General features: G+C 67.6%; 27 protein-coding genes. 13 read left to right on the forward strand and 14 right to left on the reverse strand.

The features are described from left to right. Positions 1 to 15 precede the first annotated feature (15 nt). Complete coding sequence (locus CHC08_RS24930) at positions 16 to 393, forward strand: STAS domain-containing protein (RefSeq protein WP_089209795.1); 378 nt, start codon at positions 16 to 18, stop codon at positions 391 to 393. A gap of 84 nt (positions 394 to 477) precedes the next feature. Here the strand turns inward: CHC08_RS24930 and CHC08_RS24935 are convergent, their stop codons facing one another. Then, on the reverse strand, positions 478 to 981 hold the full coding sequence (locus CHC08_RS24935) for a MarR family winged helix-turn-helix transcriptional regulator (protein ID WP_089209796.1): 504 nt from the start codon (positions 979 to 981) through the stop codon (positions 478 to 480). Between the two features lie 108 nt (positions 982 to 1089). Between CHC08_RS24935 and CHC08_RS24940 the strand changes: the two genes are divergently transcribed. After that, positions 1090 to 1650, forward strand: coding sequence for an NADPH-dependent FMN reductase (locus CHC08_RS24940; RefSeq protein ID WP_089209797.1), 561 nt, complete (start codon positions 1090 to 1092; stop codon positions 1648 to 1650). Positions 1651 to 1853: 203 nt separating this feature from the next. On the opposite strand, the gene CHC08_RS24945 is transcribed toward CHC08_RS24940, so the two are convergent. Further along, a complete protein-coding gene (locus CHC08_RS24945; RefSeq protein WP_218825454.1) occupies positions 1854 to 2609 on the reverse strand; it encodes an IclR family transcriptional regulator in 756 nt (251 codons plus the stop codon). A gap of 105 nt (positions 2610 to 2714) precedes the next feature. On the opposite strand from CHC08_RS24945, the gene CHC08_RS24950 reads away from it, so the two are divergent. From CHC08_RS24950 to CHC08_RS24965, 4 genes are all read left to right on the forward strand, one after another. Continuing rightward, entirely contained in the window at positions 2715 to 3797 is a 1083-nt protein-coding gene (locus CHC08_RS24950) for a cupin domain-containing protein (protein ID WP_245878550.1), read from the forward strand. Beyond that, positions 3794 to 4639: a fumarylacetoacetate hydrolase family protein gene (locus CHC08_RS24955; RefSeq protein WP_089209799.1), complete on the forward strand. Its 846-nt coding sequence runs from the start codon at positions 3794 to 3796 to the stop codon at positions 4637 to 4639. Before CHC08_RS24950 ends, CHC08_RS24955 begins: the two co-directional genes overlap by 4 nt. Then, a complete protein-coding gene (locus CHC08_RS24960) occupies positions 4636 to 5352 on the forward strand; it encodes a maleylpyruvate isomerase family mycothiol-dependent enzyme (RefSeq protein ID WP_089209800.1) in 717 nt (238 codons plus the stop codon). The genes CHC08_RS24955 and CHC08_RS24960 overlap by 4 nt, the downstream gene beginning before the upstream one ends. 207 nt (positions 5353 to 5559) lie before the next feature. Next, positions 5560 to 6831: a flavin-dependent oxidoreductase gene (locus CHC08_RS24965; protein WP_089209801.1), complete on the forward strand. Its 1272-nt coding sequence runs from the start codon at positions 5560 to 5562 to the stop codon at positions 6829 to 6831. Positions 6832 to 6846: 15 nt separating this feature from the next. Here the strand turns inward: CHC08_RS24965 and CHC08_RS24970 are convergent, their stop codons facing one another. After that, positions 6847 to 7221 carry a VOC family protein gene (locus CHC08_RS24970; RefSeq protein WP_089209802.1) on the reverse strand — a complete coding sequence of 125 codons (375 nt, stop codon included), beginning with the start codon at positions 7219 to 7221 and terminating at the stop codon, positions 6847 to 6849. Next, positions 7218 to 7841, reverse strand: coding sequence for a TetR/AcrR family transcriptional regulator (locus tag CHC08_RS24975; protein ID WP_245878551.1), 624 nt, complete (start codon positions 7839 to 7841; stop codon positions 7218 to 7220). Before CHC08_RS24975 ends, CHC08_RS24970 begins: the two co-directional genes overlap by 4 nt. A 187-nt stretch (positions 7842 to 8028) precedes the next feature. Between CHC08_RS24975 and CHC08_RS24980 the strand changes: the two genes are divergently transcribed. Beyond that, on the forward strand, positions 8029 to 8409 hold the full coding sequence (locus CHC08_RS24980; RefSeq protein WP_089209804.1) for a glyoxalase superfamily protein: 381 nt from the start codon (positions 8029 to 8031) through the stop codon (positions 8407 to 8409). 43 nt (positions 8410 to 8452) lie between these two features. Here the strand turns inward: CHC08_RS24980 and CHC08_RS24985 are convergent, their stop codons facing one another. The 6 genes from CHC08_RS24985 to CHC08_RS25010 form a co-directional block, all read right to left on the reverse strand. Then, positions 8453 to 9367, reverse strand: a complete 915-nt coding sequence (locus CHC08_RS24985; protein ID WP_089209805.1) for a carbohydrate ABC transporter permease — start codon at positions 9365 to 9367, stop codon at positions 8453 to 8455. After that, entirely contained in the window at positions 9364 to 10290 is a 927-nt protein-coding gene (locus CHC08_RS24990; RefSeq protein ID WP_089209806.1) for a carbohydrate ABC transporter permease, read from the reverse strand. Before CHC08_RS24990 ends, CHC08_RS24985 begins: the two co-directional genes overlap by 4 nt. Next, complete coding sequence (locus tag CHC08_RS24995) at positions 10287 to 11681, reverse strand: ABC transporter substrate-binding protein (RefSeq protein ID WP_089209807.1); 1395 nt, start codon at positions 11679 to 11681, stop codon at positions 10287 to 10289. The genes CHC08_RS24990 and CHC08_RS24995 overlap by 4 nt, the downstream gene beginning before the upstream one ends. 56 nt (positions 11682 to 11737) lie before the next feature. After that, complete coding sequence (locus CHC08_RS25000; RefSeq protein ID WP_089209808.1) at positions 11738 to 12838, reverse strand: enolase C-terminal domain-like protein; 1101 nt, start codon at positions 12836 to 12838, stop codon at positions 11738 to 11740. Positions 12839 to 12942: 104 nt separating this feature from the next. Then, entirely contained in the window at positions 12943 to 13296 is a 354-nt protein-coding gene (locus CHC08_RS52485; RefSeq protein ID WP_338055701.1) for a galactose-binding domain-containing protein, read from the reverse strand. A 37-nt stretch (positions 13297 to 13333) separates the two neighbouring features. Further along, positions 13334 to 14128, reverse strand: coding sequence for a FadR/GntR family transcriptional regulator (locus CHC08_RS25010; protein ID WP_218825456.1), 795 nt, complete (start codon positions 14126 to 14128; stop codon positions 13334 to 13336). Positions 14129 to 14468: 340 nt separating this feature from the next. Between CHC08_RS25010 and CHC08_RS25015 the strand changes: the two genes are divergently transcribed. The 5 genes from CHC08_RS25015 to CHC08_RS25035 all read left to right on the forward strand — a co-directional run bounded on the left by CHC08_RS25015 (position 14469) and on the right by CHC08_RS25035 (position 18271). Beyond that, positions 14469 to 15302, forward strand: a complete 834-nt coding sequence (locus tag CHC08_RS25015; RefSeq protein ID WP_089209809.1) for a fumarylacetoacetate hydrolase family protein — start codon at positions 14469 to 14471, stop codon at positions 15300 to 15302. Between the two features lies 1 nt (position 15303). Next, positions 15304 to 16053 (forward strand): SDR family NAD(P)-dependent oxidoreductase, encoded by a 750-nt coding sequence (locus tag CHC08_RS25020; protein WP_089209810.1) that lies wholly within the window; start codon positions 15304 to 15306, stop codon positions 16051 to 16053. 4 nt (positions 16054 to 16057) lie between these two features. Beyond that, positions 16058 to 16381, forward strand: coding sequence for an L-rhamnose mutarotase (locus tag CHC08_RS25025; RefSeq protein WP_089209811.1), 324 nt, complete (start codon positions 16058 to 16060; stop codon positions 16379 to 16381). A gap of 88 nt (positions 16382 to 16469) precedes the next feature. Further along, entirely contained in the window at positions 16470 to 17303 is an 834-nt protein-coding gene (locus CHC08_RS25030; RefSeq protein WP_089209812.1) for an amidohydrolase family protein, read from the forward strand. Further along, positions 17300 to 18271 (forward strand): aldo/keto reductase, encoded by a 972-nt coding sequence (locus tag CHC08_RS25035; protein ID WP_089209813.1) that lies wholly within the window; start codon positions 17300 to 17302, stop codon positions 18269 to 18271. Before CHC08_RS25030 ends, CHC08_RS25035 begins: the two co-directional genes overlap by 4 nt. Before the next feature lie 284 nt (positions 18272 to 18555). Here CHC08_RS25035 and CHC08_RS25040 read toward each other — a convergent pair whose 3' ends face one another. Continuing rightward, a complete protein-coding gene (locus tag CHC08_RS25040) occupies positions 18556 to 19719 on the reverse strand; it encodes an acyl-CoA dehydrogenase family protein (protein WP_089209814.1) in 1164 nt (387 codons plus the stop codon). A 164-nt stretch (positions 19720 to 19883) separates the two neighbouring features. Between CHC08_RS25040 and CHC08_RS25045 the strand changes: the two genes are divergently transcribed. Further along, positions 19884 to 21185 (forward strand): UDP-glucose dehydrogenase family protein, encoded by a 1302-nt coding sequence (locus CHC08_RS25045; protein ID WP_218825460.1) that lies wholly within the window; start codon positions 19884 to 19886, stop codon positions 21183 to 21185. A gap of 61 nt (positions 21186 to 21246) precedes the next feature. Here CHC08_RS25045 and CHC08_RS25050 read toward each other — a convergent pair whose 3' ends face one another. From CHC08_RS25050 to CHC08_RS25060, 3 genes are all read right to left on the reverse strand, one after another. Continuing rightward, positions 21247 to 21483 (reverse strand): DUF397 domain-containing protein, encoded by a 237-nt coding sequence (locus CHC08_RS25050; protein WP_089209816.1) that lies wholly within the window; start codon positions 21481 to 21483, stop codon positions 21247 to 21249. Between the two features lie 182 nt (positions 21484 to 21665). Then, a complete protein-coding gene (locus CHC08_RS25055) occupies positions 21666 to 21911 on the reverse strand; it encodes a type II toxin-antitoxin system VapB family antitoxin (protein WP_245878552.1) in 246 nt (81 codons plus the stop codon). Between the two features lie 101 nt (positions 21912 to 22012). Continuing rightward, the gene (locus CHC08_RS25060; RefSeq protein ID WP_089209817.1) at positions 22013 to 23953 is read right to left on the reverse strand and encodes a HAMP domain-containing protein; all 1941 of its coding nucleotides are present in this window, start codon (positions 23951 to 23953) and stop codon (positions 22013 to 22015) included. Positions 23954 to 24024: the final 71 nt, after the last annotated feature.

A 24024-nucleotide genomic window follows, 5' to 3' on the forward strand; every position in this document is an offset into this window, starting at 1 on the left:
CAGGGGAAGTGGGCGATGAAAGCACTACAGCTCGCGAGTGAGTATGCGAACGGTTCCGTAGTGATCACAGTCGCAGGTGAGCTTGATCTCGCCACCAGATCGGACCTGTGCGACTACGTCCACCACATTCTCAACATCCACGCCGATACGGTCATCATCGACCTCGCCGGGGTCACCTTCATCGACGCCAGCGGCCTGAGCGCGCTGATCGTTCTCAGACGCCATGCCCGCGACCTGGGCACGCCGTTGCTGCTGGCGGAGGCGCCACCCGTTGTCCTGAGGCTCATCAAGCTCACCGATCTGGAAGGCTCCTTCACCGCGATCTCTCGCACGGGAGGACTCCGCGGCACGCGGGCCGAACCCGCACGGATCGGAGCGCCCGTCCAGGCCTGAAGCGTTCCGAAGCGGCCGACGACCGTTCATGGACGACGCCGAACGACACGGCTCATGCCCACTGCCGCGCCGGCGCCGACCCGGCTACTCCGAGGCGTCTCCCGAGGCGCTCGGCTCCCGCGGGTCTTCGACGGCGGTCGCGAAGCGCTCCAGCGCGCGGGCGAGCTGGACGAGGTCCAGCCCGTCGAGATGATCGATGATGTGGCGCCGCACGCTGTCCAGGTGTGTGGGCCAGGCCTGCTCAAGGCGGGCCAGGCCGTCGTCGGTGAGCACCGCGTTCAGTCCGCGGGCGTCCTCCGCGCACTTGACCCGCTTGACGAGGCCCTGGGCCTCCAACCGGGTGACGACACGCGTCATCCCGCTCAGTGACAGGTCGCCTGCCGCCGCGAGCTCGCTCATCCGCATCCGACGATGAGGGGCCTCCGAGAGGTGCATCAGCGTCCCGTATTCGCTGAACGGCAGACGCTGCTCACGCATCAGGTCGGCGTCCATCACGCGAGGTATGACCAGTATCACCCGGCCCAGCGCCCTCACGACCGCTTCTTCGTCCCTGGTGAGGGGCTGCTGTGTTGGTGTCGGAGAAGGCATGGGACCATGATACTTGTTTGACAAAGCAAATGTCAGTCTGATTAATTGCTACGGCAAGCAAGTTCCTCAGCCTGACCCGGTAATCCTGTAAGAGGAGATAGACCAGCAATGACCAAGATCGGCATCATTCTCGGTAGCACGCGTCCCGGACGTAACGGCGAGGCCGTGGCCAAGTGGGCCTACGAGATCGCCTCACAGCGCACCGACGCGGAGTTCGAGCTTGTCGACCTCCTCGACTACAAGCTTCCGCACCTCGACGAGGCGATTCCGCCGTCGATGGGCCAGTACACCCAGCCGCACACCCAGGAATGGGCCGCCAAGATCGCGTCCTTCGACGGCTTCGTGATGGTGACGCCCGAGTACAACCACTCCACGTCCGGTGCGCTGAAGAACGCCATCGACTTCCTGTTCGCCGAATGGAACAACAAGGCCGTCGGATTCGTCAGCTACGGCTCGGTCGGCGGCGCTCGCGCCGTGGAGCACCTGCGCCTCATCGCGGGCGAGCTGATGATGGCCGACGTGCGCGCCCAGGTGATGCTGTCGCTGGCCACCGACTTCGAGAACTACAGCGTCTTCAAGCCCGCCGACTTCCACGCCCAGCTGCTGCACACCACCCTGGACCAGGTCGTGGCGTGGAGCAACGCGCTCGCGCCGCTGCGCGCCAGCTGACGACCGGAGTCAACGACAGGGCGCGCGGTTCCTTCCACCGCGAGAACCGCCCCGTGGGTCCGCGGGCTTCGTCGCTGTAGGGGACGGTGAAGCCCGCTCAAGGATCCGAAGAGAGGCCCCGTCGCGTCCGACACGGGCCTCGTCGACCTCGCACCCGCATGCCGCCGGTCACCGGCGGCATGCGGGTGTTCGGCTGAGTGGGCTCAACCCGCCAGGGCCGCGCTGATCCGCGTGGCGGAGGCGACGAGCGGGACGGCCAGTTCGGTCAGGCGGCGCTTCGGCCAGCGCACACTCGGTACGGCGATCGCCGCGGCGGCCACCGCCCGGCCCGCGCCGTCACGCACGCAGACTCCCACCGCGCGCACGCCCCGCTCGCTCTCCTCGCTGTTGACGGCGTATCCGCGACGCCGGACACCGTCCAGCTCACGACGGAGCGCGGCGAGATCGCCGATGGCCGAGGCCTCGGTCGACACGCCACGGGGATACAGGGCGCGCAGTTCCTCCTCCGGCAACTCGGCCAGAAGCGCCTTGCCGCCGGAGGTGGCGTGCGCGGGCAGCAGCATCCCGATCCGGCTGCCCACATGCAACGCCTGCGGCCCCTCGACACCGTCCACGAACCGGACGCCGTTGCCCTGCAGCACCATCAGGTGGACGGTCTCCGCGATCAGCCGGCCGAGCTCCCGCAGATGCGGATGGGCCGCCGTGACCAGATCGGGCCGGCTCACCTCCGTCTCCCGGATCGACCGCAGCGCCGGTCCCGGCCGGTAGATCCTGCGCGCGTCCTGGATCGCGAAGTCATGGAAGACGAGCATCGCCAGCACCCGATGTGCGGTGGACCTGGCCACCGCCAGGTGATCGGCGACATCGGCCACCCTGACCTCACCGCGCTCCTGCAGGAATTTGATCGCCACCAGCGCGTTCTCCACCGCCTTGAGCGGATACATCGGCTGATTCTGCATCTTGGAATTATAGCGATGCAAAGTTCCGCACTGAGATCGGTATGTGTACGGTCAAAACGCCGGAACGGGCCGCGTCCAGACCGATTTGACCTAATAGGAGACACTGTGACGACCCTTGAACAAGATCAGACGGCACTGGACGAGCTCTACAGCGACTTCTCCGCCGCCAACCTCATCCCCCTGTGGACCACGCGCAGCGACCTGATGCCGCTCAGCCCCCGTCCCGCCGCCGTCCCGTACGTGTGGCGCTGGTCGGAGCTGTATCCGCTCGCGCAGCGTTCAGGTGATCTTGTGCCGGTGGGACGTGGAGGCGAGCGCCGGGCCATCGCCCTGGCCAACCCGGGGCTCCCCGGCCGGCCCTACGCGACCCCCACCCTCTGGGCCGCCATCCAGTATCTCGGCCCGCGCGAAACCGCTCCCTCACATCATCACACCCAGACCGCGTTCCGGTTCGTCATCGACGGCGAGGGGGTCTGGACCAACGTCGAGGGAGACCCGGTGGCGATGCGCCGGGGCGACCTGCTGCTCACCCCGAGCTGGGCGTTCCACGAGCACCAGAACACCTCCGACCGGCCGATGGCCTGGATCGACGGACTGGACATCCCCCTCGTCCAGCAGCTCGACGCCGGGTTCTTCGAGTTCGGGCCCGACAAGCCGGGCACCACGGCGACCCCGGACCGATCCCGCAACGAACGGCTCTGGGGTCATCCCGGGCTCCGTCCGATCGGCGCGGCGGACCAGCCCAGCTCGCCCCTGATGGCGTACCGCTGGGCGCACACCGACGCGGCGCTGACCGCGCAGCTCGAACTGGCCGACGAGGGATACCCGACGACGCTCGAACCCGGCCACGCCGGGGTGCGCTACAGCAACCCGACCACCGGCGGGGACGCCCTGGTGACCATGCGCACCGAGTTCCACCGGCTGCGGGCGGGCGTCCGCACCGCGCCGCGGCGGATCGTCGGCTCGGCCGTCTGGCAGGTGTTCGACGGCGAGGCGACCGTCACCCTGGGCGAGGATCGGTTCACCGTGAAAAAGGGTGACCTGTTCGCCGTGCCGTCCTGGTGCGAGCACTCCATCGAGGCCTCCACGCAGGCGGACCTCTTCCGGTTCAGCGACGAACCGGTGTATGACGCGCTCGGCCTCACCAGGCTGGCCCAGCAGGCGGTCGAAGGGCGGGAGGTCCGATGAGGCTCGCCACCATCCGCGTCGGCGACACGACGCGCGCGGTGCGTCTCGACGACGACGCCGCGATCGAGCTTGGCGCGGCCGACCTGGTCGAGGTGCTCCGGCGGCCCGACTGGCGTACCTCGGCGCGTGAGGCCGACGGTCCCTCGCATCCGCTCGACACGCTGGACTACGCCCCGCTCGTGCTCGCGCCGGAGAAGATCTTCTGCGTCGGGCTCAACTATCGCAGTCACATCCTGGAGATGGGCCGCACGCTCCCCGAGCATCCGACGCTCTTCGCGAAGTTCAGCCGGGCGCTGATCGGCGCGTACGACGACATCGTGCTTCCGGCGGCCTCGCAGGAGATGGACTGGGAGGCCGAGCTGGCCGTGGTGATCGGGGCACCGGTCAGGAACGCGAGCCCCGACGAGGCGCGGGCCGCGATCGGCGGCTACACGGTGCTCAACGACGTGACCGCCCGCGACTGGCAGTACCGCACCCTGCAGTGGCTGCAGGGCAAGACGTTCGAGGCGACCACCCCGATCGGGCCCTGGCTGGTCACCGACGACGCCGGCGACACCGACGGCGGGGCCTCGGCCGGAGGCGCCGAGCTGTCCTGCGAGCTCGACGGCGAGACGGTGCAGCGAGCAGACATCGGCGACCTCGTCTTCGGTCCGGCCGAGCTGGTCTCCTACATCTCGCAGATCGTCACCCTGATGCCCGGCGACGTGATCGCCACCGGGACCCCCGGCGGGGTCGGGCACGCCCGCGAACCCGCGCGCTACCTGGCCGACGGCTCGGTGCTCACCACTCGGATCGCCGGGATCGGGGAGTGCCGCAACATCTGCCGGCAGGAGGTGCGATGACAGCCGTGGCCCCCCTGGTCGCATGGGTCCGCGAGGGCACCGAGCTCTTCGAGCGGACCATGGCGGGGATCGGCGACGAGGATCTGGACGCGGCCTCCGCGCTGCCGGGCTGGCGGCGCGCCCACGTCGCCGCCCACGTGGCGAGCAACGCGGACGCCCTGGTCAACCTGCTGACCTGGGCCCGCACCGGGGTGCCGACGCCGATGTACGCCTCGCCCGAGCAGCGCGCGGACGACATCGAGAAGGGTGCCGGGCTGCCCGCCGGCGAGCTGCGCGAGAAGCTGGCCGCCGCGAACGCCCGGCTCGGCCGGGCGCTTGCGGAGATGCCCGAGGATGCCTGGGACGCTCAGGTGCGGACCGCCCGCGGCCGTACCGTCCCCGCCTCCCAGGTGCCCTGGATGCGGGCCCGGGAGGTGTGGGTGCACGCGGTCGATCTCCTCGCGGGCGCCGGTTTCACCGATTTTCCCGCGCCCCTTCTCACCGCGCTGATCGACGACGCCGCGCCCGGGTTCTCCGGGCGCCCGGACCTGCCCCGCGTGGCCCTTGAGGCGACCGACGCGGAGGTGCGCCGGGAGATCGGCACCTCCGGCGACGCCCCCGTGGTGATCTCCGGGAGGCTGGCGGACCTCACCGCCTACCTGCTCGGACGGCCCGTCCCCGGCCGGCTCGAAAGCGTCGCGGAAGGACCGCCGCCCCTGCCGGGCTGGCTCTGATCCACAGCGGGATGAGCGTCGCCGAGTCGGCCGATCCAAGGGCGTACGGTGGAGGTGAGGCCGACATGCGTTCCGCGGAGCAGAAAAAATATCGCGGATATATCCGCATGGCGCGATGCGTACGGCGCTCGGCTGAGCGCCGTGCGGCCGGGGTCGGCCCGTCCCGCCGTCTGGCGGCGAGGACCGCGCAGAAGCCGAGGAGTCTTCATGCCGCGACGTTCCTTTCCACACCCTTCGATCGAGGATGAGGTCCTGATCGTCGGCGCCGGCATCGCCGGTCTGGTGCTCGCACTCGAACTGCACGACGCCGGAATCGGCTGCCGCGTCTACGAGGCCGTACCCGAGATCGGTGCGGTCGGGGTGGGCATCAACCTGCTGCCGCACGCCACGCGGGTCCTCCACCGGCTCGGCCTCGCCGACGAGCTCGGCAGGGCCGGCATCCTCACCGAGGAGTCGGTGTTCTTCAACCGGTTCGGCCAGCTCATCTATCGCGAGCCCTCGGGCCGGCAGGCCGGCTACGAGTATCCGCAGTACTCCATCCACCGTGGAGATCTGCACGACGTCCTGCTGGGGGCGGTGCGGGAACGGCTCGGGGAGGGCGCGGTGCTGCTGGACCGCCGATGCGTCCGCGTCGAGCAGGACGAGAACGCCGCGACCGCCTACTTCCGCTCCAGCGGCGACGACACCGAACTACCCGCCGTCCGCGCCCGGATGGTGATCGCCTGCGACGGGATCCACTCCGCGATCCGCAAGCAGCTCCATCCGGGCGAGGGAGAACCCCGCTACTCCGGCATCAACATGTGGCGGGGTGTGACCCGAGGCCGGCCCTTCCTGTCCGGCGCGAGCATGGTGCGGGCCGGCTGGATCGACCAGGGCAAGCTCGTCGCCTACCCCATCAGGAACTTCGCCGACGGCACCCAGCTCCTCAACTGGGTGGCCGAGATCAGGACGCCCGCCGACGAACAGCGCGACTGGACCCGTCGGGGCCGCCTGGAGGACTTCATCGGGGCGTTCGAGGACTGGCATTTCGACTGGCTGGACGTACCCGCGATGATGCGCGCCTCGGAGACCGTCCTCGAGTATCCGATGGTCGACCAGGACCCGCTGGACCGGTGGACCTTCGGCCGGGTGACGCTGCTGGGCGACGCCGCACACCCGATGGTGCCGCGCGGCTCCAACGGAGCCGGGCAGGCGATCCTCGACGCGCGGGCGCTCCGCCGCCATCTGACGGACTCGCCGGACGCGGTGACGGCGCTTCGCGCCTACGAGGCGGAACGGCTTCCGGCGACGACCCGGGTCGTGCTGGCCAACCGGAGCACGCCGCCCGACCTCATCATTCACGAGGTGTGGCAGCGAACCGGCGACCGGCCGTTCACGGCGATCGAGGATGTGATCAAGATCGAGGAGCTGGCGCGGATCTCCCAGCGGTACAAGGAGGTGGCCGGTTACTCGACCGAGGCCCTGGCCTCCGGCGGCTGACCGGCCGGGCCGGGATTATGCCGGTGACATCACCTCGTACAGGTTGCGGAAGGCGTCGGCGAAGAACAGGCCGCGCGGGCAGAGGGGGTGGTCGATCCGCCCGTTGTCGGGGTGGGCGGGGTCGCTGCCGTAGGGCACACCCGCCGCACGGAGGCGGGCCAGGATCTGGTCGAAGGTGGCCGGATCCACGTCGAAGGCCAGGTGATGTCCTTCGGGCTCGGCCACGGTCATGAAGTCGAGGGTCAGCTGCTCGTTCACGCGCACGGGGGCGAAGTGACCGGTTCGACCGGCGGGCGGCAACTGCTCCAGTCCCATGATCGAGGCGAAGAACCGGGCCGCTTCACGGTGGTCGGCGGCGGGGACGATGGTGTGGTTCAGTGTGATGGTCATCGCGGGATCCCGGGGTCGTTGAGGGCGCCGTGCAGAAGGACGTCGACGAGCTCCTGCGGGGTCAGCTCCGGGTCGCCGTCGCCCGCGGGCCGGCGGCGCTGGGTGAAGAGCATTCCCAGGAAGATCGAGGAGACCTTCTCCGGATCCAGGCGCAGGGCGGCCCGGTCGGGTTCGATCAGCTCGGTCACGCCGTCGCGCAGCGCGTTCATCGAGGCCTCCCGGTTGCCCTGCGTCGGCTGCTCCCCGGTGGGCTGACGGCGGTGGCCGGAGGCGTGCAGGTTCCCGATCACCATGCCTATGCGCTCCAGGTGTGCCCGCATGGCCTCGGCCGCCTCGGCCAGCCGTACCTCGAGCGGTTCGTCGAGGGGGATGGAGGCCAGTTCGTTCAGCACGTGGCCGGGGCTCAGCGCCTCGGCCATGCAGGCGGCGAGCACCTCCTCCTTGTCAGTGAAGGCCCGGAAGATGGTGGCCTCGCCGATGCCCGCGGCTCGCGCGATCTGACTCGTGGTGATCGCGGCGCCGTACTCGGCGACCAGCGGCAGCGCCGCCGCCACGATCATCGCTCTGCGCTGTTCGGCGCTCATTCCCGGCGCTCGCCGCCGGGTCGGTGCGTTTGTCATGCCCTCAGAGTACGGAGTGAGCACTCACTCCGTCAATAAGGAGTGAGTGCTCACTCCGTACTTCTCGTGACAGCTTCGGTGATCCGGGAATCTTCTGAAAAATCAGTCGACTATGTCGATCCGAGCCCTCTCAGGTTCGCACCTCAGTAGAAAAGGAACTCATCGATCGCACGAAAGGACCTCCGCCATGGACATGAAGCTTGAACTGGTGCCGATTCCCGTCTCGGACGTGGACCGCGCGAAGGCCTTCTACACCGAACAGCTCGGCTTCAACGCCGACCTTGACCAGAGATTCGGTGAGACGTTCCGCGTCGTGCAGCTGACGCCTCCCGGGTCGGCCTGCTCCGTCTGCATAGGCGTCGGGATCGTCGACACGGCGCCGGGCTCGGTCCAGGGCCTGCACCTGGTCGTCTCGGACATCCGCGCCGCGCGGGCGGAGCTCGTCAAGCGGGGGGTGGAGATCGGAGAGGTCGAGGACATGACCGCGCCCGGGAAGCCGACGGTCTCCTACGCGGCCTTCAAGGACCCGGACGGCAACGGCTGGACCCTGCAGCAACTTCCCTACTGAAACCACGTTCCGGCAGGTGCAGCTGGGGAAGGTACGGCGTTCCTCATCCTTTGGTGGCCCCGGCGAGCATCCCGGAGACGAGTGCTTTCTGGGAGAAGAGGAACAGCACCAGCACAGGGAGGATGGCGACGACGATCGCGAGCGCGAGTTCCGGGGTGGTGATGTTGAGTCCGGCACCGGCGACGGGATTGAAGGAGGGGGTGGAGGACAGCAGTTGGTTCAGCCCTACCTGCACGGGAAACTCGTCACTGTTGGGCAGCACCAGGTACGGCAGGAAGAAGTTGTTCCAGTTCCCTACAAAACTGAAGAACGCCACCAGCCCCACGACGGGCTTGGCCAGCGGCAGGGCGATGCGCACAAAGATCTGCCACTCTGAGCAGCCGTCAATGCGAGCGGCCGCGAGGATCTCCCGGGGAAGGGTGGTCCCAAAGTAGATATATACGAGGTAGACGCCGAAGGGGTAGAACGAGAAAGGCAGGATGATCGACCACACCGTTCCGATCAGGTGGAACTCGTTAAGTTCGAGGAAGATCGGCAGCACCAGGGCGGCCGAAGGCATGATCATGGTGGCGAGCGTGATCGCGAGCAGGGTCTTGCGCCCGCGAAACCTGGTGAGCGCCAGGCCGTACCCGGCGGGAACACTGGTGATCAGCGTGAGGATGAGGGACCCGACGGAGTAGACCGCGGAGTTCCGCAGCCACATCGTCATCGCGTTGTCCTGGAAGGAGAACAGATGCGTCCAGGCCGCGCCGATCTGGCTGAAGGAGCCGAACGACAGAGGCGAGTCGTGGATCAGCTGGTCGGCGGTCTTCGACGGTGCGAGGAGCACCCACAGGACCGGCAGAACGAAGAAGACCAGCAGTAGGCCGAGCAGAACGCAGACGATGAGGATCGAGATGGCCCGTGAGGGCGTGCCGCGCCATGGCGGGGCGGACGGGCCAGGGTTGCTGTTTGTCATTTCTCATCCAACGTGAACATTTTCGAGCGAGCCACCAGCAGGCTGGCGCAGACGAGGCCGATGGCCAGGAGGAAGACCGAGACCGCGGCGGCTCCGTTGAAGTCGCCCTGCTGGAAGGCGAAGACATACGCCAGTTGGTTGGGCGACCAGGTCGGACTGATCCGGCCCAGGCTCGCCGTCTGGAGCAACTGCGGTTCGATGAAGAGCTGCGTGCCGGCGGCGAAGGCAAGGATGACCATGTAGATGATCCACTGCTTGATCATCGGGATCTGGATGTGCCAGGCGGTCCTCCATGGGCCGGCTCCGTCCATCCTGGCCGCTTCCAGGACCTCATCCGGGATGTTGTTCAGTGCTCCGTACATGACCACGATCCAGCCGCCGGCCCCGGTCCAGAAGGCGATCAGCACGAAGATCACCGGAAGGTCGCCCGGTGCCAGGACCGCGGCGAAGCTGTGGAACCCCAGTGAGTTCAGCAGCCAGGAAGCGGGGCTGACGTCCGGGTCGAGCATGAACAACCACACCAGCACGCTTGCCACGCCGGCGAGCGCGCCAGGGATGTAGAAGAGGAAGCGGAAGACGGCCGACACCCTGGGCCGCATACGACTGCGCAAGATCACGGCCACCAGGACCGTCAGCACGACCAGGACGACCAGCCACATCACCAGGTAGATCAGGACGTTCGTGAAGGCAGGCACGAATCTGTAGTCGCCGGCCACCTTGACGAACTGGTTGAGACCGGTGAACTGGCCCTTGTCGTTGGTCAGAGCGAGGTAGAAGGCGTAGCAGGTCGGGAAGACGCCGAAGGCGAGCAGCAGGATCGCGTAGCCGGCGACGAAGAGGTAGCCGGCGAGGCCGCCCTCCCGCCGTGCCGTGGCGCGACGGGAGGGGGACTCGACGACGTGCCGTGTCTCCAGCACTGTCATTGATTGGTCACCGTGTAACCCTCGGCCTTGGCCTCATCGCTGATCGCGGCCTGCCAGGCGGGCAGCGTCTCGGTCAGCGACTTGCCGGCCGTCAGCGCCGGGAGCACCACGCTGGACCAGGCAGTGGCATCGCTGAACTTGGTGTTTGACCAGCCGGTCCACACCTCATCGGCCGCCTGCTGGAAAACGTCGCTCACGTCGGCGGCGAAGTACTTCTGGTTCTCCGGGTTGGCCAGCCAGACCTTGGCCGCCGGCGCGTACGCCGGATAGGTGGGAGCCGACGCCTGGTTGTCGTTCGACGTGGTTAGCCAGGTGGCCAGGTCGGTGGACGCCTTCAAATTGGCGCTGTGCGAGGACACCATCCACACGCCGCCGCCGACGTTGCCGGTCGACGGAGTGGTCTCCCCTGGCCAGGTGAGCGGCGGGGCGACGGCGATCTGGCCCGCGGGAGTCTTGAAGGCCGTGTTGAAGAGGTACTGGCCGTACCACGACGGGCCGTAGGCCATCAGGACCTTGCTCCCGCTGTTCTTCGCGAATCCCTGGCTGAAGAAGCCCTGGGTGGTGACGGCCTTCTCGGAGATGAGGGAGTCGAGCAGATTGGACATTCGGGTGCAGTTGCCGTCCGCGAGGTTCACGCGCAGGTTGTTCGGCTGCACCAGGTTGAAGGCCGGGCACTGGCTCGCCCAGAAGTAGGACTCCTGGGAGTTGGTGTCACCGACGGAGCCGACCAGGTAGCCCGGGTGCTCCTTGGCGACCTTCTGGCCGAGTTCCTGGTACTGCTGCCAGGTGGTGGGCACCTGGTAGCCCCACTTGTCCATGAGCGACTTGTTGTACCAGAGCACCACCTGCGCGATGTCATTGCGCATGCAGTAGGTGTGACCGTTGATCTGGCAGGGGCTCAGTGAGCCCTTGGCGAAGCCGTCCAGTGTCTGCTGCGGGACCAGGTTCTGGTCGAGCGGCGCGGCGAAGGGGATCGTCGAAGGAGCGGTCGGCTCCGCAGCCCACGTGACATCGGTGGGAGAGCCGAACACGACGTCCGGCCAGCCGCTGCCGGTGCGGTCGAAGAGCTGCACCTTCGTCTGCAGGTAGGTGGACCCGTCGGCCCCGCCGTCGTAGGTGACGATGTTCATCTTCACCGTGGGGTGCGACTTCTGGTACGCCTGCACCGAGGGCAGCCGGGTCGAGTCCGCCCAGACGGTGATCTGCGAAGTGTCGTCCTGCTTGACCGGCTTGAAGGTCGTGCTGCCGCTGTCGCTGCCGGTGGTGGTGGTGGACTGCTCGGCGCTGGCACAGCCGGCGAGGAGGGTCATGCCGAGCAGGGAGAGGGCTACGGCGCTCTTGCCGGCAGCCGTGCGCCGTGCACTGGCTTTCAGGAAACCAGGAAACCTCATGGTCGTTCCTTCCAATCTCACTTCTTGGGGGGATTGAGAGAGCAGTGGGGGGCGGGTCAGGCTGAGGCCTGCTCGACGAACTGCTGCAGTTCACTGCCGTACTGGAAATCGAGCGGCAGGGCGATGCCGGGACCGGTGGGGGCATGGACCATGCCACGGTCGTCCACATGACGCTCCCGGACGACCGTGGTCGCGGTCACCAGGGACTCGTAGTAGGTAGTGTTGGAGATCGCCATGCACAGGTGGTGGTTGGGGATGTCAGAGCCGTGCACCTCTGCACGGAGCTGGTAGGAGTCAGCGAGATGGGCCGTGCGCATGGCTCCGGTGATGCCGCCTCGCAAGGTGGTGCTGGTCCGCACTCCGAAGGTGGCGGCACCGACCTTGATGAAGTCGGCGGAGTTCATGTGGGCACCGTCCGACGTCTCAGCGACCAGGAGGGGGATGGACACCGATTCGGCGAGCCGCTGGTAGGCGCTGATGCTGAACTCGCGCATCGGCTCCTCGTACCAAAGGTAGTCCGCTTCGGCCAGGGCCCGCCCGAGGTAGATGGCGTCCGGCAGGTCGAAGCCGGCGGAGCCGTCGTACATCAGTGGCACCTCGGCTCCGACGTGCTGCCGGAGCGCCAGGCACAGTTGTGCGTCCCTGCGGGCGTCGCCCCAGGCGTGGAGCTTGATACCGCGGTAGCCCAACGCGAGGCACTGGTCTGCGACGTCGAGGAATTCCTCGACCGTCGCGAAGGTGGACGTGGACGCGTACGCCGGTATCTGCCTGCGGAACCCGCCCAAGACCTCCCAGACCGGTTGGTTGTACACCCGGCCTGCGAGGTCCCAGAGGGCGATGTCGATGAGGCCGAAGGCGGGCAGGGGAAGCTCGTGGATACGGTCGAGCTCCCACACCCGGTGCCAGAGCCATTCACGCTGGAAGGGATCCTGCCCGATCAGTTCCTCGCGGAAAACTCGTTCGACCAGGTCCTCGAGCATGACAGCCGCTCCTGGCCGGGCGAACAGCGCTACGCCTTCCGCGCCTTCGTCCGTACCGATTCGCAGGACCGCGCCGTCGCCGACCGGAGCGCTGCCGCTCAGGCCGTCCCGCCAGCGGAAGGGAGGGTCGGCCGGGGGAACGACGATCCGGTGGACTTCGACATGAGTGATCTTCATGATGACTTTTCTGTTTCTGAGATCGGACAGGCCAGGCAGGTGTGCCGGCTAGAAGTTGCCATAGGCCTGTATTTCGTAGAGGCCGCCGTTGTAGCTGGAGCTGGTCACGGTGAGCCGCAGGTAGCGGGCGGAGACCGGCGCCGCGGCGACGGACTCGTTCGCCGAGGAGCGGTGTACGACGCCGTGTGATCGTCGAAGGTCGACCGGTTGGTGCCGTCGCTGGAGTACTCCAGGAGGTACTTGTAGCCGCTCGGCTTCTCGAACATGGTCACCACGCTGGACACGGAGGTGACGGAGCCCAGATCGACCTGCATCCAGGAGGGATCCGGGCAGGCCCAGGCCCTGCGCCCAACACGTGGAAAGGTCGCCGTCCACGGCTGGCTCAGGAGTGTTGGACTCGGAGTAGGAAGAACAATTCTGCGCTTCACCGTGCGGGTGAGGATGGGAAATTTCAACACTGAAGATCCCAGGGGAGGAGGACCCTCGCTTCGTCGGTCACTGGGGCATCGCTGAGGCCCCAGCTGGGTGGTCGGCCAGGGTGAAGACCCGGTCGCGGATCTTACGTTCGAACTGATTCTGGGTGGTGTCGATGTGCGCGATCATCAGCTCAGCGGCCCTGTCCACCTCGCCGGCCGCGATGGCCTCGGCGATGGCAAGGTGCTGGGCGCCCGCGACCTCCAGCGAACCCGGCACCCCTCCATGGAAGAGCAGGGCGTCCGACTGGAACGCGAAGCGACGGATGTTGGCGAGGCTCGCTCGCAAGAACACGTTGTGGGCGGCGACGCCGATCGAGTCGTGGAACTCCGCGTCCGCGTGGGCGAACGCCTCCGCGTCCGCCGCCCTTCCGGCCGCCAGGGAACTGTCGGCGCCGGCCCGAATGGCCCGCACCTCGATCGGTGCGGCCATCGTCGCAGCGCGCCGTGTGGTCTCCGACTCGATCAGGCGCCGGTAGTCCAGGAGCATCAGAACGTGCTCCATGTTGGTGGGTTGAAAGTGCGCGAGCTGGTCGTCGGCCGGCCCACCGGTCGATCCGGCGACGAAGATACCGGCACCCTTACGGACGCTGAGTCGACCGATGGCAGCCAGGACTTTGACAGCCTCACGGGTGACATTGCGAGTGGCGCCGAGAACCTCCGCAAGCCCTTTCTCGGTGGGCAGGCGGTCGCCGGGCCGTAGGTTGCGCTCGGCGATGTAGTTGAGCAATTGCTCCGCGACCAGTTCGTAACCAGGGCGGTAGCGATCGGCCCCGTCGTCCCCTCCGCCAGGAGCAGCCTTGGCTATGCCGGGCACTAAGTAACCTTCCCCTCTGCACAATGAATCAGATCTATTAGTGCGGTCAGTATGCCACCAGCACATCGACATGAGAAGGCCTTGAAGGCAACTTACGCTGTTGTAGTGGGCAGACGTGCGGAAGGCGGGTATCCTCTGCCACAGCCATTGCAAGGAAGCGCCCTGATACATATGGTCCTTCCTGGCAGATTGAGCAGAAGCTTGATGACCAGGCCCGGCCTTGCCAAGGCCCGGCATGCGCACGGCCATGGCATGGTCCCGACCCGGCGCCCCCGCACAGCACTGGGGTGGCGGCGCCGGTCCATTCCGCGCCGGGACGACCCAACCTGGAGACACTGCAATGAGATTGGCCCGACACGGCACGGCGGGAGCCGAGCAACCACTGGTCCAAGGACCAGACGGGGTATGGCGAGACCTACGTCCTGTCGTGGCAGACTTGACCCCCGCCACGCTGCCGCAGGTACTGAGCGGAGTCGCCCTCGATGAGCTACCCGTGGTCGCCGCGCCCGGCCGGTTCGGCACTCCGGTTGCCGGCATCGGCAAGGTGGTCTGCATCGGGCTGAACTACCGCGATCATGCGGCGGAAACCGGCGCCCAACTCCCCGAGGAACCAATCGTGTTCCTCAAGACCTCGGACACCGTGGTCGGCCCGGATGACGAGGTGCTCATCCCACGTCGCTCGGTCAAGACGGACTACGAGGTGGAACTCGCCGTCGTGATCGGCCGCCAGGCCCGATACCTGGCCGACGAGGCCGCCGCGGCGGCCTGCGTCGCGGGGTACTCGATCAGTAACGACGTGTCGGAGCGGGAGTTCCAGCTCGAGCGGGGAGGCCAGTGGGACAAGGGCAAGAACTGCGAGACGTTCAACCCGCTCGGCCCGTGGCTGGTCACCGCGGACGAGGTCGCCGACCCCCAGGCGCTCGGACTGCGGCTGTGGGTGAACGGACAGCTGCGGCAGGACGGATCCACACAAGACATGATTTTCGGGGTGCATCACCTCATCTGGTACCTCAGCCAGTTCATGGTGCTGCAGCCCGGCGATGTCATCAACACAGGAACACCGGCCGGGGTCGCCCTGGGCCGCGCAGGACAGCCATACCTGCAAGAAGGAGACATCGTCGAGCTTGAGATCGACGGCCTCGGCCGGCAGCGGCAGACGATCGGACAGGCCTGAGATGGGTACCTTCGACGGACTCTCCGCCTTGGTCACCGGCGGCGCGTCGGGTATCGGCCTGGCCACCGCCCGCCTGCTTGAGGCGGAGGGAGCACGGGTGGTCGTGCTCGACCTGACCACAGGCGGCCCCGACGACGCGGCCCGCGTCTGCGCAGACCTCTCCGACGACAGCGCGGTCAGGGCAGCGGTCGGCACCGCCATATCCACCCTCGGCGGCCTGGACATCCTGGTCAACAACGCCGGAATCGGTGCCCAGGGCGGTATAGAGGACAACAGCGACGACGAGTGGCTCCGTGTCCTGGACGTGAACGTCCTGGGACTGGTGCGGGTCACCCGCGCCGCGCTGCCCGCGCTCCGTGCCTCCGAACACGCGGCGATCGTGAACGTCTGCTCGATCGCAGCCACAGCGGGGCTGCCCCAGCGAGCGCTGTACTCGTCCAGCAAGGGCGCGGTGCTCGCGTTGACCCTGGCGATGGCGGCCGACCTGCTTCCCGACAGGGTCCGGGTCAACACCGTGAACCCAGGCACCGCCGACACCCCGTGGGTGGGCCGGCTCCTGGAAAGCGCGGACGATCCGGCCGCAGAACGCGCCGCCCTGGAGGCCCGGCAGCCGCATGGCCGCCTGGTGACAGCCGAAGAGGTCGCCGCCGCCATCTGCTACCTGGCTTCCCCGGCCGCCGCATCGACCACGGGCACCACCCTGGCTGTTGACGGCGGCATGCACGGCCTGCGCCTGCGGCCGAGGGGCTGACAGGATGCAACGCTTCGCCGCGGTCATCCGGCTGCGCCCAGAGAAGGAGGCCGAATACCGCGCTCTGCACGCTGCGGCCTGGCCTGGCGTGCTCGCCGCGTTGAAGCAGGCCAATATCAGTAACTACTCGATCTTCCTACGCGACGGGTTGCTCTTCAGCTACCTGGAATACAACGGCGACGACTACGCCGCCGACATGGCCTCCATCGCGGCCGACCCCGTCACGCAGGAGTGGCTGGCTCACACCGACCCCTGCCAGCAGCCGCTGGACAGCGCCACCGGCGCAGAGTCGTGGGCACCCGCGGAGCAGATCTTCCACCTCGAGTGAAACCGCACACCCCGCCCTCCGCATTGCGCCCACATCAGCCTCCCCCTCCCTTCCTTCCCCGAACAACCCGCGACCGAAGGGCAACGCCGTGCGCATCGACGCACACCACCACGTCTGGGACCTGACCGTGCGGGAACAGCCGTGGACTGAGGACATCCCGCTGCTGCACAGGAGCTTCACCGTCGGTGAGTTGCGCCCGGCCCTGCAAGCCCACCGCATCGACGCCACCGTCGTCGTGCAAACCCTTCCCGTTGAGCCGGAGACGCCAGAACTGCTCCATTTGGCGACAACGGACCCGCACATAGCCGCCGTCGTCGGCTGGGCAGAGCTGACCGCACCTGACCTGAGCGACCGACTGGCGCGGCTACGGGAACTGCCCGGCGGCAGCACCCTCGTCGGTATCCGGTACGGAGTGCAAGAAGAACCCAGTCCCGACTGGCTACTGCGCCAGGACGTCCGTAACGGCATAAAAGCGGTAGGTATGGCCGGACTCGTCTACGAACTGCTGGTCCGTCCCGACCAGTTGGCCGCCGCCGTGCAGATCGTCGCACACCTGCCCGAGGTGCGGTTCGTCCTCGACCACGCCGGCAACCCCGAGATCCACCCCGAAAGGCTCCGGCCATGGACCGACCAGCTGTCCACGCTCGCCGCCTGCCCGAACGTTGCCGTGAAGCTTTCCGGCCTGGTCACCCGCACCGCACCAGGGAACGTCACGGCGCTGCGCCCCTACTGCGACGCCCTGCTGGAGATACTCGGCCCCGACCGGCTCATCTTCGGATCTGACTGGCCGGTCTGCCTGCTGGCTGCCGACTACAACGAAGTCATCAACGTCGCTGAGCAGGTCACCATCGCGCTCAGCCCGCACGAGAAGGCCGCGATTTTCGGCACCACCGCGGCCGCCTGGTACGGGATCCCCACGTGATCACGCATCGGCTGGGCCACACCTCGATCCAGGTGAGCACCCTCGGATTCGGCGCCGCACCGATCGGCAACCTCTACACCCCGCTCAACGACAACGAAGCCCGCGCCGCGATCGACGCCGCCTGGGACCACGGCGTTCGATACTTCGACACCGCACCGCACTACGGCCTGGGCCTGTCCGAGCTACGGCTCGGCGCGGCACTGGCCCACCGGCCGCGCACAGCGTTCACCATTTCGACCAAGGTAGGCCGGCTACTAGAGCCCAACCCGGCCCCCACCGGCTCCGACCTGGCCGCTGGCGGCTTCGCGGTCACCGACACGCTGATCCGACGGCCGGACTACTCTCGCGACGGCGTCCGACGCAGCCTGGAGGCCAGCCTGCGACGACTCGGCCTGGACCGGATCGACATCGTCTACGTCCACGACCCGGACGACCACCTCAGCACCGCGCTCAACCAAGCCCTCCCAGCACTGGCCGAACTCCGCGACCAAGGCGTCATCGGCGCCATCGGGGCGGGCATGAACACCGTCGCACCGCTGCTGCGCATCGTGACGGAAGCAGATGTGGACGCCGTGATGGTGGCCGGCCGCTGGACCCTGATCGACCGCAGCGCCGAACCCCTCCTGGACGCCTGCGCCGAGCGAGGCGTATCCGTGGTCGCCGCAGCGCCGTTCAACTCCGGTCTCCTCGCGCATCCCTGGCCGCCCGGCGACGCCCACTTCGACTACGGCCTGGCACCGGCGCCGATCCTCAATCAGGCACGAGCCCTCGCCCGCACGTGTAAACAGCGGGGAATCACCCTGCCACACGCCGCCATACGCTTCCCGTTGCGCCACCCGGCCGTAGCCTGCGTCGTCGCCGGCGTCCGCACCGCCGCCCAAGCACAGTCAGCCGCCGCCTGGGCAGAGACCGACCTCCCCGAAGAGACCTGGCGCGCCATCACAGCGACCACTGACACGACGGCATGACCAACGGACGGCCACTCCGGCGATGTCGGCGACAGGGTGGTCACCGATCATCCATCCCCCTCCTGCGAGGGTCGCGCCGCAACGCCCGGCGGCAACCTCACCTCCACAGCTCGTCGGCCGGGTCGGGCAAGCCGCCTCCGACGGGTGTGATCGCATCTCTGTTCCGTCCCCGCTCCGCGTCTCACGGAACAGGGACGAAACAGAGCCGCCCTGAAGATCATCCCGAGAGCGGAGAGGCCAGGGGACGGTCTCGATGAGAACAGGTATCTTCCCTGTTCAGCGACCTACTTGAGGAGCTGGCGGGCCATGACCATGCGCTGGATCTGGTTGGTGCCCTCGTAGATCTGGGTGATCTTGGCGTCGCGCATCATGCGCTCGACCGGGTAGTCGCTGGTGTAGCCGTACCCGCCGAGGAGCTGGACGGCGTCGGTGGTGATCTCCATGGCGGCGTCGGAGGCGGCGCACTTGGCGGCGCTGGAGAAGAACGTGAGGTCCTTCTGCGGCTCACCGTGCATGGCCAGCTCCGACTTGGCGGCGGCGGCATAGGTGAGCTGGCGGGCCGCCTCCAGCTTCATCGCCATGTCGGCGATCATGAACTGGACGCCCTGGAACTCCGCGATGGCCTTGCCGAACTGCTTGCGTTCCTTGATGTAGCCCACCGCGTAGTCCAGCGCGCCCTGGGCGATGCCGAGCGCCTGGGCGGCGATGGTGATGCGGGTGTGGTCCAGGGTGGCCAGGGCGGTCTTGAAGCCCGTTCCGGGTTCGCCGATCATCCGGGAGGCCGGGATCCGTACGTTCTCCAGGATGACCTGGCGGGTCGGAGAGCCCTTGATGCCGAGCTTCCTCTCCTTGGCACCGAAGCTGACGCCCTCGTCGCCCTTTTCCACGACAAACGCGGAGATGCCCCTGGCGCCGACGCCCGGCTCGGTCACGGCCATCACCGTGTAGTACTCCGACACCCCGGCATTGGTGATCCACATCTTGGCGCCGTTGAGCACGTAGTGGTCGCCGTCGGCCACGGCGCGGGTCTTCATGGCGGCGGCGTCACTGCCGGCCTCCGCCTCGGACAGTGCGTAGGAGAACATCGCCTCGCCTCGCGCGACCGGGGCGAGGTAGCGTTGCTTGACCTCCTCGGAGGCCGACAGCAGCAGCGGGACCGTTCCGAGCTTGTTGACCGCGGGGATCAGCGAGGACGAGGCGCAGGCCCGTGCCACCTCCTCGATGACGATGACGGTCGCGAGGGCGTCGGCCCCGGCCCCGCCGTACTCCTCGGGGACGTGTACGGCGTGCAGGTCGGCCGCGACGAGTGCCTTGTAGACGTCCCAGGAGAACTCTCCTGTCTCATCCGCCTCGGCGGCACGAGGAGCGATCTTCGCGTCGGCGAGGTCACGGACGGTCTCCCTGAGCATCTGGTGCTCTTCGGGCAGCGCATAGAGGGGGAAGCTCATGGGCAAATAGTAGGACGTCCAACGATATATGGATCGCTCCACCCAATGTGATATGTGTTGCTCCTGTTTGCGCAGGTGGCGCAGGGCAAGTGTCAGATGCCGGTACTCTGTCGGCAAAGAATTGGGCAGAACCGAAGGGAGCACCAGTGGCCTACCGCCTGACAATGGTGGGAACCGGATACCTCGGTGCGACAACGTCCGCATGCATGGCCGAGCTGGGCTTCGAAGTCCTCAGTCTCGACGTGGACGCGGAGAAGATCAGTCGACTCCAGGCCGGGGATCTGCCCATATACGAGCCGGGTCTGGAAGAGATCCTCAGGCGCAACCTCGCCAACGGGCGACTGCGCTTCACCACCTCCTACGAGGAGGCGGCCGCGTTCGGTGACGTGCACTTCCTGTGCCTGGGCACCCCGCAGAAACCGGGCGAGTACGCGGCGGACGTCTCCTACCTGGAGTCCGCGATCGAGTCGCTGGCCCCGTACCTGAACCGCGAATGCCTGATCGTCGGCAAGTCCACGGTCCCGGTCGGCACCGCTCAGCACCTGGCCGACAAGCTGGCCAGGCTGGCGCCCATCGGTTCGGGCGCCGAGCTGGCATGGAACCCCGAGTTCCTCCGCGAGGGCTTCGCCGTGAAGGACACCCTGCACCCCGACCGGATCGTGCTGGGCGTGGCCTCCGACAGGGCCGAGAAGATCATGCGGGAGGTCTACGCCTCGATGCTCGAGGCGGGCACCCCGATGGTGATCACGGACTACCCGACCGCCGAGCTGGTCAAGGTCGCCGCCAACGCGTTCCTCGCCACCAAGATCTCTTTCATCAACGCGATGGCAGAGGTCTGCGAGGCCGCCCACGCCGACGTCAAGCAGCTGTCCCTGGCGCTCTCGTTCGACGACCGCATCGGTGGCAAGTTCCTCAACCCCGGCCTGGGCTTCGGCGGCGGCTGCCTGCCCAAGGACATCCGCGCCTTCATGGCCCGCGCCGGAGAGCTCGGCGCCGACCAGGCGCTGACCTTCCTGCGCGAGGTCGACGCGATCAACATGCGCCGCCGGGCCCGCATGGTCGACCTGGCCCGCGAGCTGGCCGGCGGTTCCTTCCAGGGGTGCACCGTCACCGTGCTCGGCGCCGCGTTCAAGCCCAACTCCGACGACATCCGCGACTCCCCCGCCCTCGACGTCGCCGTCAAGATCAGTCAGCAGGGTGGCCAGGTCACGGTCTATGATCCCGTCGCCCAGGAGAACGCCCGCCGGGCCCACCCCGAGCTCTCCTACGGCGCCTCCGCCCTGGAGGCGGCCCAGGGCGCCCACGTCGTGCTGCTGCTGACCGAATGGCAGGAGTTCATCGACCTCGACCCCGAGCAGCTCGGGGCCGCCGTCGCCACCCGCAAGATCGTTGACGGCCGCAACGCCCTCGACTCCGAAACCTGGCGTGCCGCCGGCTGGCACTATCGCGCCCTCGGCCGCCCGTAGCGAGTCGCCGAGGCCCCCACTCCGCCCGGAGCTCTTCCCACCCCCCGGCACCCCGTCTTCGTCAGTTGTCGAACTCGCCGAGTTTCACGCCGCCGACGAAGGCGTCCCACTCCGACCGGGTGAAGAACAGCTTCGGGCCGTCGGGATTCTTGGAGTCGCGTAACACGTAGAGGGAGCCGAGGTCCGCCTTGTGCCCGGTGTCGAGGGCGTCCACCACGGCCACCTCGACGCACTCTCCGCCGTTGCCGCTGCTGAGGGATGCCTTGTGCCAGACGGCCTTGCTCAGGTCTGCGTCCATGTCGCCATCACCTTCGTCGTGAGGTAGATACTCGCTCGCGAAGACAGCATCTCCGCTCGGAGTTCTTCGAAACGGGTGCAGATCTCCGCCACGTCCCGGGGGCGATCGGTGATGTGTCCTTCGGCGGCGCAGTCCACTTACACAGTATCCGCCGCGCCCCCGGCCGCCCATGCCGCTTCGCACTACTTTCCCGCTTCGGGGCCGTACCACTGGAGTGCCTGACCGTTCCTCTTCTCCTCGAAAATGTCCAGATCAAAAGCGCCCTCGGCGGCAGCGCCACGCAGCCGGGCGAGCGCCAGCGCTCGGTGCCGGTTCTCCAGCATTTCACGCAGAACGGTATCGACCGTCTCTTTCTTCGTACCTGTCCCCAATGCCTTGGCCGCCTCGGCCAACAGGTCGTCATCCATATCAATCATCGTCCAGCTCACAAGCCGCCTCCCCCTATATGCATATCCCTGAATCAGATGTGCATGGGAATATGCTTTCGCATTGAGGCTTCCTGGATCTGCTGCACCTGGGCGGGCTGTGGTCAGTCGTTCTCAGCGGGGATCTGAACGGACAGCGACGTACCGCCTTCCGCGGGACTCACGATCTCGATGCAGCCGCCGAGGGCATCGACGCGGTCCCTGAGCCCGATGAGGCCCGAGCCGTGGCCGGGATCCGCTCCCCCGACCCCATCGTCGCGAATCGAGATCCGGACGATCCCGTTCTCCATCGCGAGGTCGACGTACACCACGGATGCCCGTGCGTGCTTGGCCGCGTTTGTCAATGCCTCCGACACGACGTAGTAGGCAGCCACCTCGACACGTTCCGCCAGGCGCCGGTCGGTGTCCACGGTGAGCTCGACCGGGACGGCGGAGCGGCGCGCGAGCGTCTTGAGGGCGGGCCCGAGGCCGCCCCTGGACAGGACCGCCGGGTGGATTCCCCGCGAGATCTCCTGCAGATCCTCGACGGCCCCCGCCAGGCCCTGGGCCGTATGGGAGAGCTGTTGCCTGAGTTTCTCCAGTTCGGGTGGCGCGGTGGCCTCCGCCGCGCGCAGTTCGAGCCCGAGCGTGACGAGACGCTGCTGCGTTCCGTCGTGCAGGTCGCGCTCGATGCGGCGGCGGGTCTCGTCGGCGGCCTCGACGACGCGGGCGCGGGAGGCGGTGAGCTGGGCCCGGCTCTCCGCGTTGGCTATCGCCGTCGCGACGAGTTCCGTGAATTCCGCCATGCGCTCCTCTCTGCCTTCGGGCTGTGGCCCGGGCCCGGTCGAGAAAGCGACCAGCGCGCCCCACATACGCCCCTCGACCACGATGGGACAGCCCACCGCGGAGCTGACCCCCCGCTCACGCATCCACGTGGCGATCTTGCCGTTGGTGTCGTAGGTGATCCGCCCCGGCTTCCCGGTCTTCAACACCAGCCCCGCGACGCTCTCCTCGTCGAGCGGCCAGCGCGAACCAACGGGCGGTCCGCATTCAAGACCGCCGTGAGCGGCCCAATTGCCGATCACGTTCCCCATGCCGTCGGCCTCGTAGCGGATCACCGAGACGTATTCCGTTTTCAGGATGTGGCCCATCTCGGTGGCGACCGCGTTGAAGATCTCGGGCGGCGATACCTCGCACGCGACGAGCGTCGCGACGCGCCGCAGCGCGGCCTGTTCCTGCACGATTCGACGGAGCTCGTCGCGGCTCTCCTCCAGCGCGCTTCCCATGGTGTTGAACGCGACCTCAAGCTCGCCGATCTCGCCCACACCCGTCTCGGGCATGCGTGCGGTGAGGTCCCCACCGGCGAGCCGGCCCGCGACGACGGCCGCCCTGCGAATCGGCTGGACGATCGCCCGCGTCAGGTATCCCGCGAAGGCGACGATGAGGAGGATCGAACCCGCGAGCCCGATCAACGTCCCGGCGATCACCTGCTGAGCACGGGTTTTGGCGACGTCCTCGCGCGTCCCGAGAACGGAGCGCGTGGCCTTCTCGTAGCGATCGAACTGGGCTCTCAGCGCCTCGACACGCCGTTCCCCCTCCTCCGTCGCCTCCAGACTCCACGCGTAGGGATCGCCTCGCCGTGCCGCCTCGACCAGCGGAATCGAATAGTCGCGGATGAAGGACTCACCGGCCTGGATGATCTGCTGGGCCAGGCGTCCGTCCCCGGAATCGTAAGAGAAGCGCGCGAACTCCCGTGCCTGGCCGGAATAGGCTCTCCGGGCGGCTTCCCACGGCTGGAGGAAGCTCTCCTGCCGGGTGATGACAAAGCCGCGCTGACCCGTGTCGAGGTCGCTGATGAGATTCTCGAGCTGGCCTGCCTCAACGAGCGCCGTCCGGGTATATCTCCTCTCGTCCACCGCCTGTTGCAGGCCGGAGATCGCCCACAGCAGCGCGGCGAAGACCAGGCCGGTCAGCAGCGTGAGCAGGCCGCTCGCGATGGCCGTACGGCGTGTCAGCCCCACTCCCACGCCCGTCTTCGGTTGTCCGTCCGGTGTGCGTTCCCTCATGGTCGGCCCCGTCAACTATCGCCTGGGGAGAATCGGACGATAATGGTTAAAACACCCAATACTACATCTGC

It is taken from the genome of Streptosporangium subroseum, from assembly GCF_900188345.1.
Taxonomy (GTDB): domain Bacteria; phylum Actinomycetota; class Actinomycetes; order Streptosporangiales; family Streptosporangiaceae; genus Streptosporangium; species Streptosporangium subroseum.

What these genes read in the sequence shown, in the direction of transcription:
- CHC08_RS25000 (WP_089209808.1), bottom strand. Translation starts at nt 12,838, where the DNA reads ATGAAGATCACTCATGTCGAAGTCCACCGGATCGTCGTTCCCCCGGCC.
- CHC08_RS24985 (WP_089209805.1), bottom strand. Translation starts at nt 9,367, where the DNA reads ATGACAAACAGCAACCCTGGCCCGTCCGCCCCGCCATGGCGCGGCACG.
- CHC08_RS25060 (WP_089209817.1), bottom strand. Translation starts at nt 23,953, where the DNA reads ATGAGGGAACGCACACCGGACGGACAACCGAAGACGGGCGTGGGAGTG.
- CHC08_RS24935 (WP_089209796.1), bottom strand. Translation starts at nt 981, where the DNA reads ATGCCTTCTCCGACACCAACACAGCAGCCCCTCACCAGGGACGAAGAA.
- CHC08_RS24945 (WP_218825454.1), bottom strand. Translation starts at nt 2,609, where the DNA reads ATGCAGAATCAGCCGATGTATCCGCTCAAGGCGGTGGAGAACGCGCTG.
- CHC08_RS25050 (WP_089209816.1), bottom strand. Translation starts at nt 21,483, where the DNA reads ATGGACGCAGACCTGAGCAAGGCCGTCTGGCACAAGGCATCCCTCAGC.
- CHC08_RS24975 (WP_245878551.1), bottom strand. Translation starts at nt 7,841, where the DNA reads ATGACAAACGCACCGACCCGGCGGCGAGCGCCGGGAATGAGCGCCGAA.
- CHC08_RS25015 (WP_089209809.1), top strand. Translation starts at nt 14,469, where the DNA reads ATGAGATTGGCCCGACACGGCACGGCGGGAGCCGAGCAACCACTGGTC.
- CHC08_RS25040 (WP_089209814.1), bottom strand. Translation starts at nt 19,719, where the DNA reads ATGAGCTTCCCCCTCTATGCGCTGCCCGAAGAGCACCAGATGCTCAGG.
- CHC08_RS24970 (WP_089209802.1), bottom strand. Translation starts at nt 7,221, where the DNA reads ATGACCATCACACTGAACCACACCATCGTCCCCGCCGCCGACCACCGT.
- CHC08_RS25025 (WP_089209811.1), top strand. Translation starts at nt 16,058, where the DNA reads ATGCAACGCTTCGCCGCGGTCATCCGGCTGCGCCCAGAGAAGGAGGCC.
- CHC08_RS24930 (WP_089209795.1), top strand. Translation starts at nt 16, where the DNA reads ATGAAAGCACTACAGCTCGCGAGTGAGTATGCGAACGGTTCCGTAGTG.
- CHC08_RS24940 (WP_089209797.1), top strand. Translation starts at nt 1,090, where the DNA reads ATGACCAAGATCGGCATCATTCTCGGTAGCACGCGTCCCGGACGTAAC.
- CHC08_RS24990 (WP_089209806.1), bottom strand. Translation starts at nt 10,290, where the DNA reads ATGACAGTGCTGGAGACACGGCACGTCGTCGAGTCCCCCTCCCGTCGC.
- CHC08_RS24965 (WP_089209801.1), top strand. Translation starts at nt 5,560, where the DNA reads ATGCCGCGACGTTCCTTTCCACACCCTTCGATCGAGGATGAGGTCCTG.
- CHC08_RS24980 (WP_089209804.1), top strand. Translation starts at nt 8,029, where the DNA reads ATGGACATGAAGCTTGAACTGGTGCCGATTCCCGTCTCGGACGTGGAC.
- CHC08_RS25045 (WP_218825460.1), top strand. Translation starts at nt 19,884, where the DNA reads ATGGTGGGAACCGGATACCTCGGTGCGACAACGTCCGCATGCATGGCC.
- CHC08_RS24960 (WP_089209800.1), top strand. Translation starts at nt 4,636, where the DNA reads ATGACAGCCGTGGCCCCCCTGGTCGCATGGGTCCGCGAGGGCACCGAG.
- CHC08_RS24955 (WP_089209799.1), top strand. Translation starts at nt 3,794, where the DNA reads ATGAGGCTCGCCACCATCCGCGTCGGCGACACGACGCGCGCGGTGCGT.
- CHC08_RS25020 (WP_089209810.1), top strand. Translation starts at nt 15,304, where the DNA reads ATGGGTACCTTCGACGGACTCTCCGCCTTGGTCACCGGCGGCGCGTCG.
- CHC08_RS24995 (WP_089209807.1), bottom strand. Translation starts at nt 11,681, where the DNA reads ATGAGGTTTCCTGGTTTCCTGAAAGCCAGTGCACGGCGCACGGCTGCC.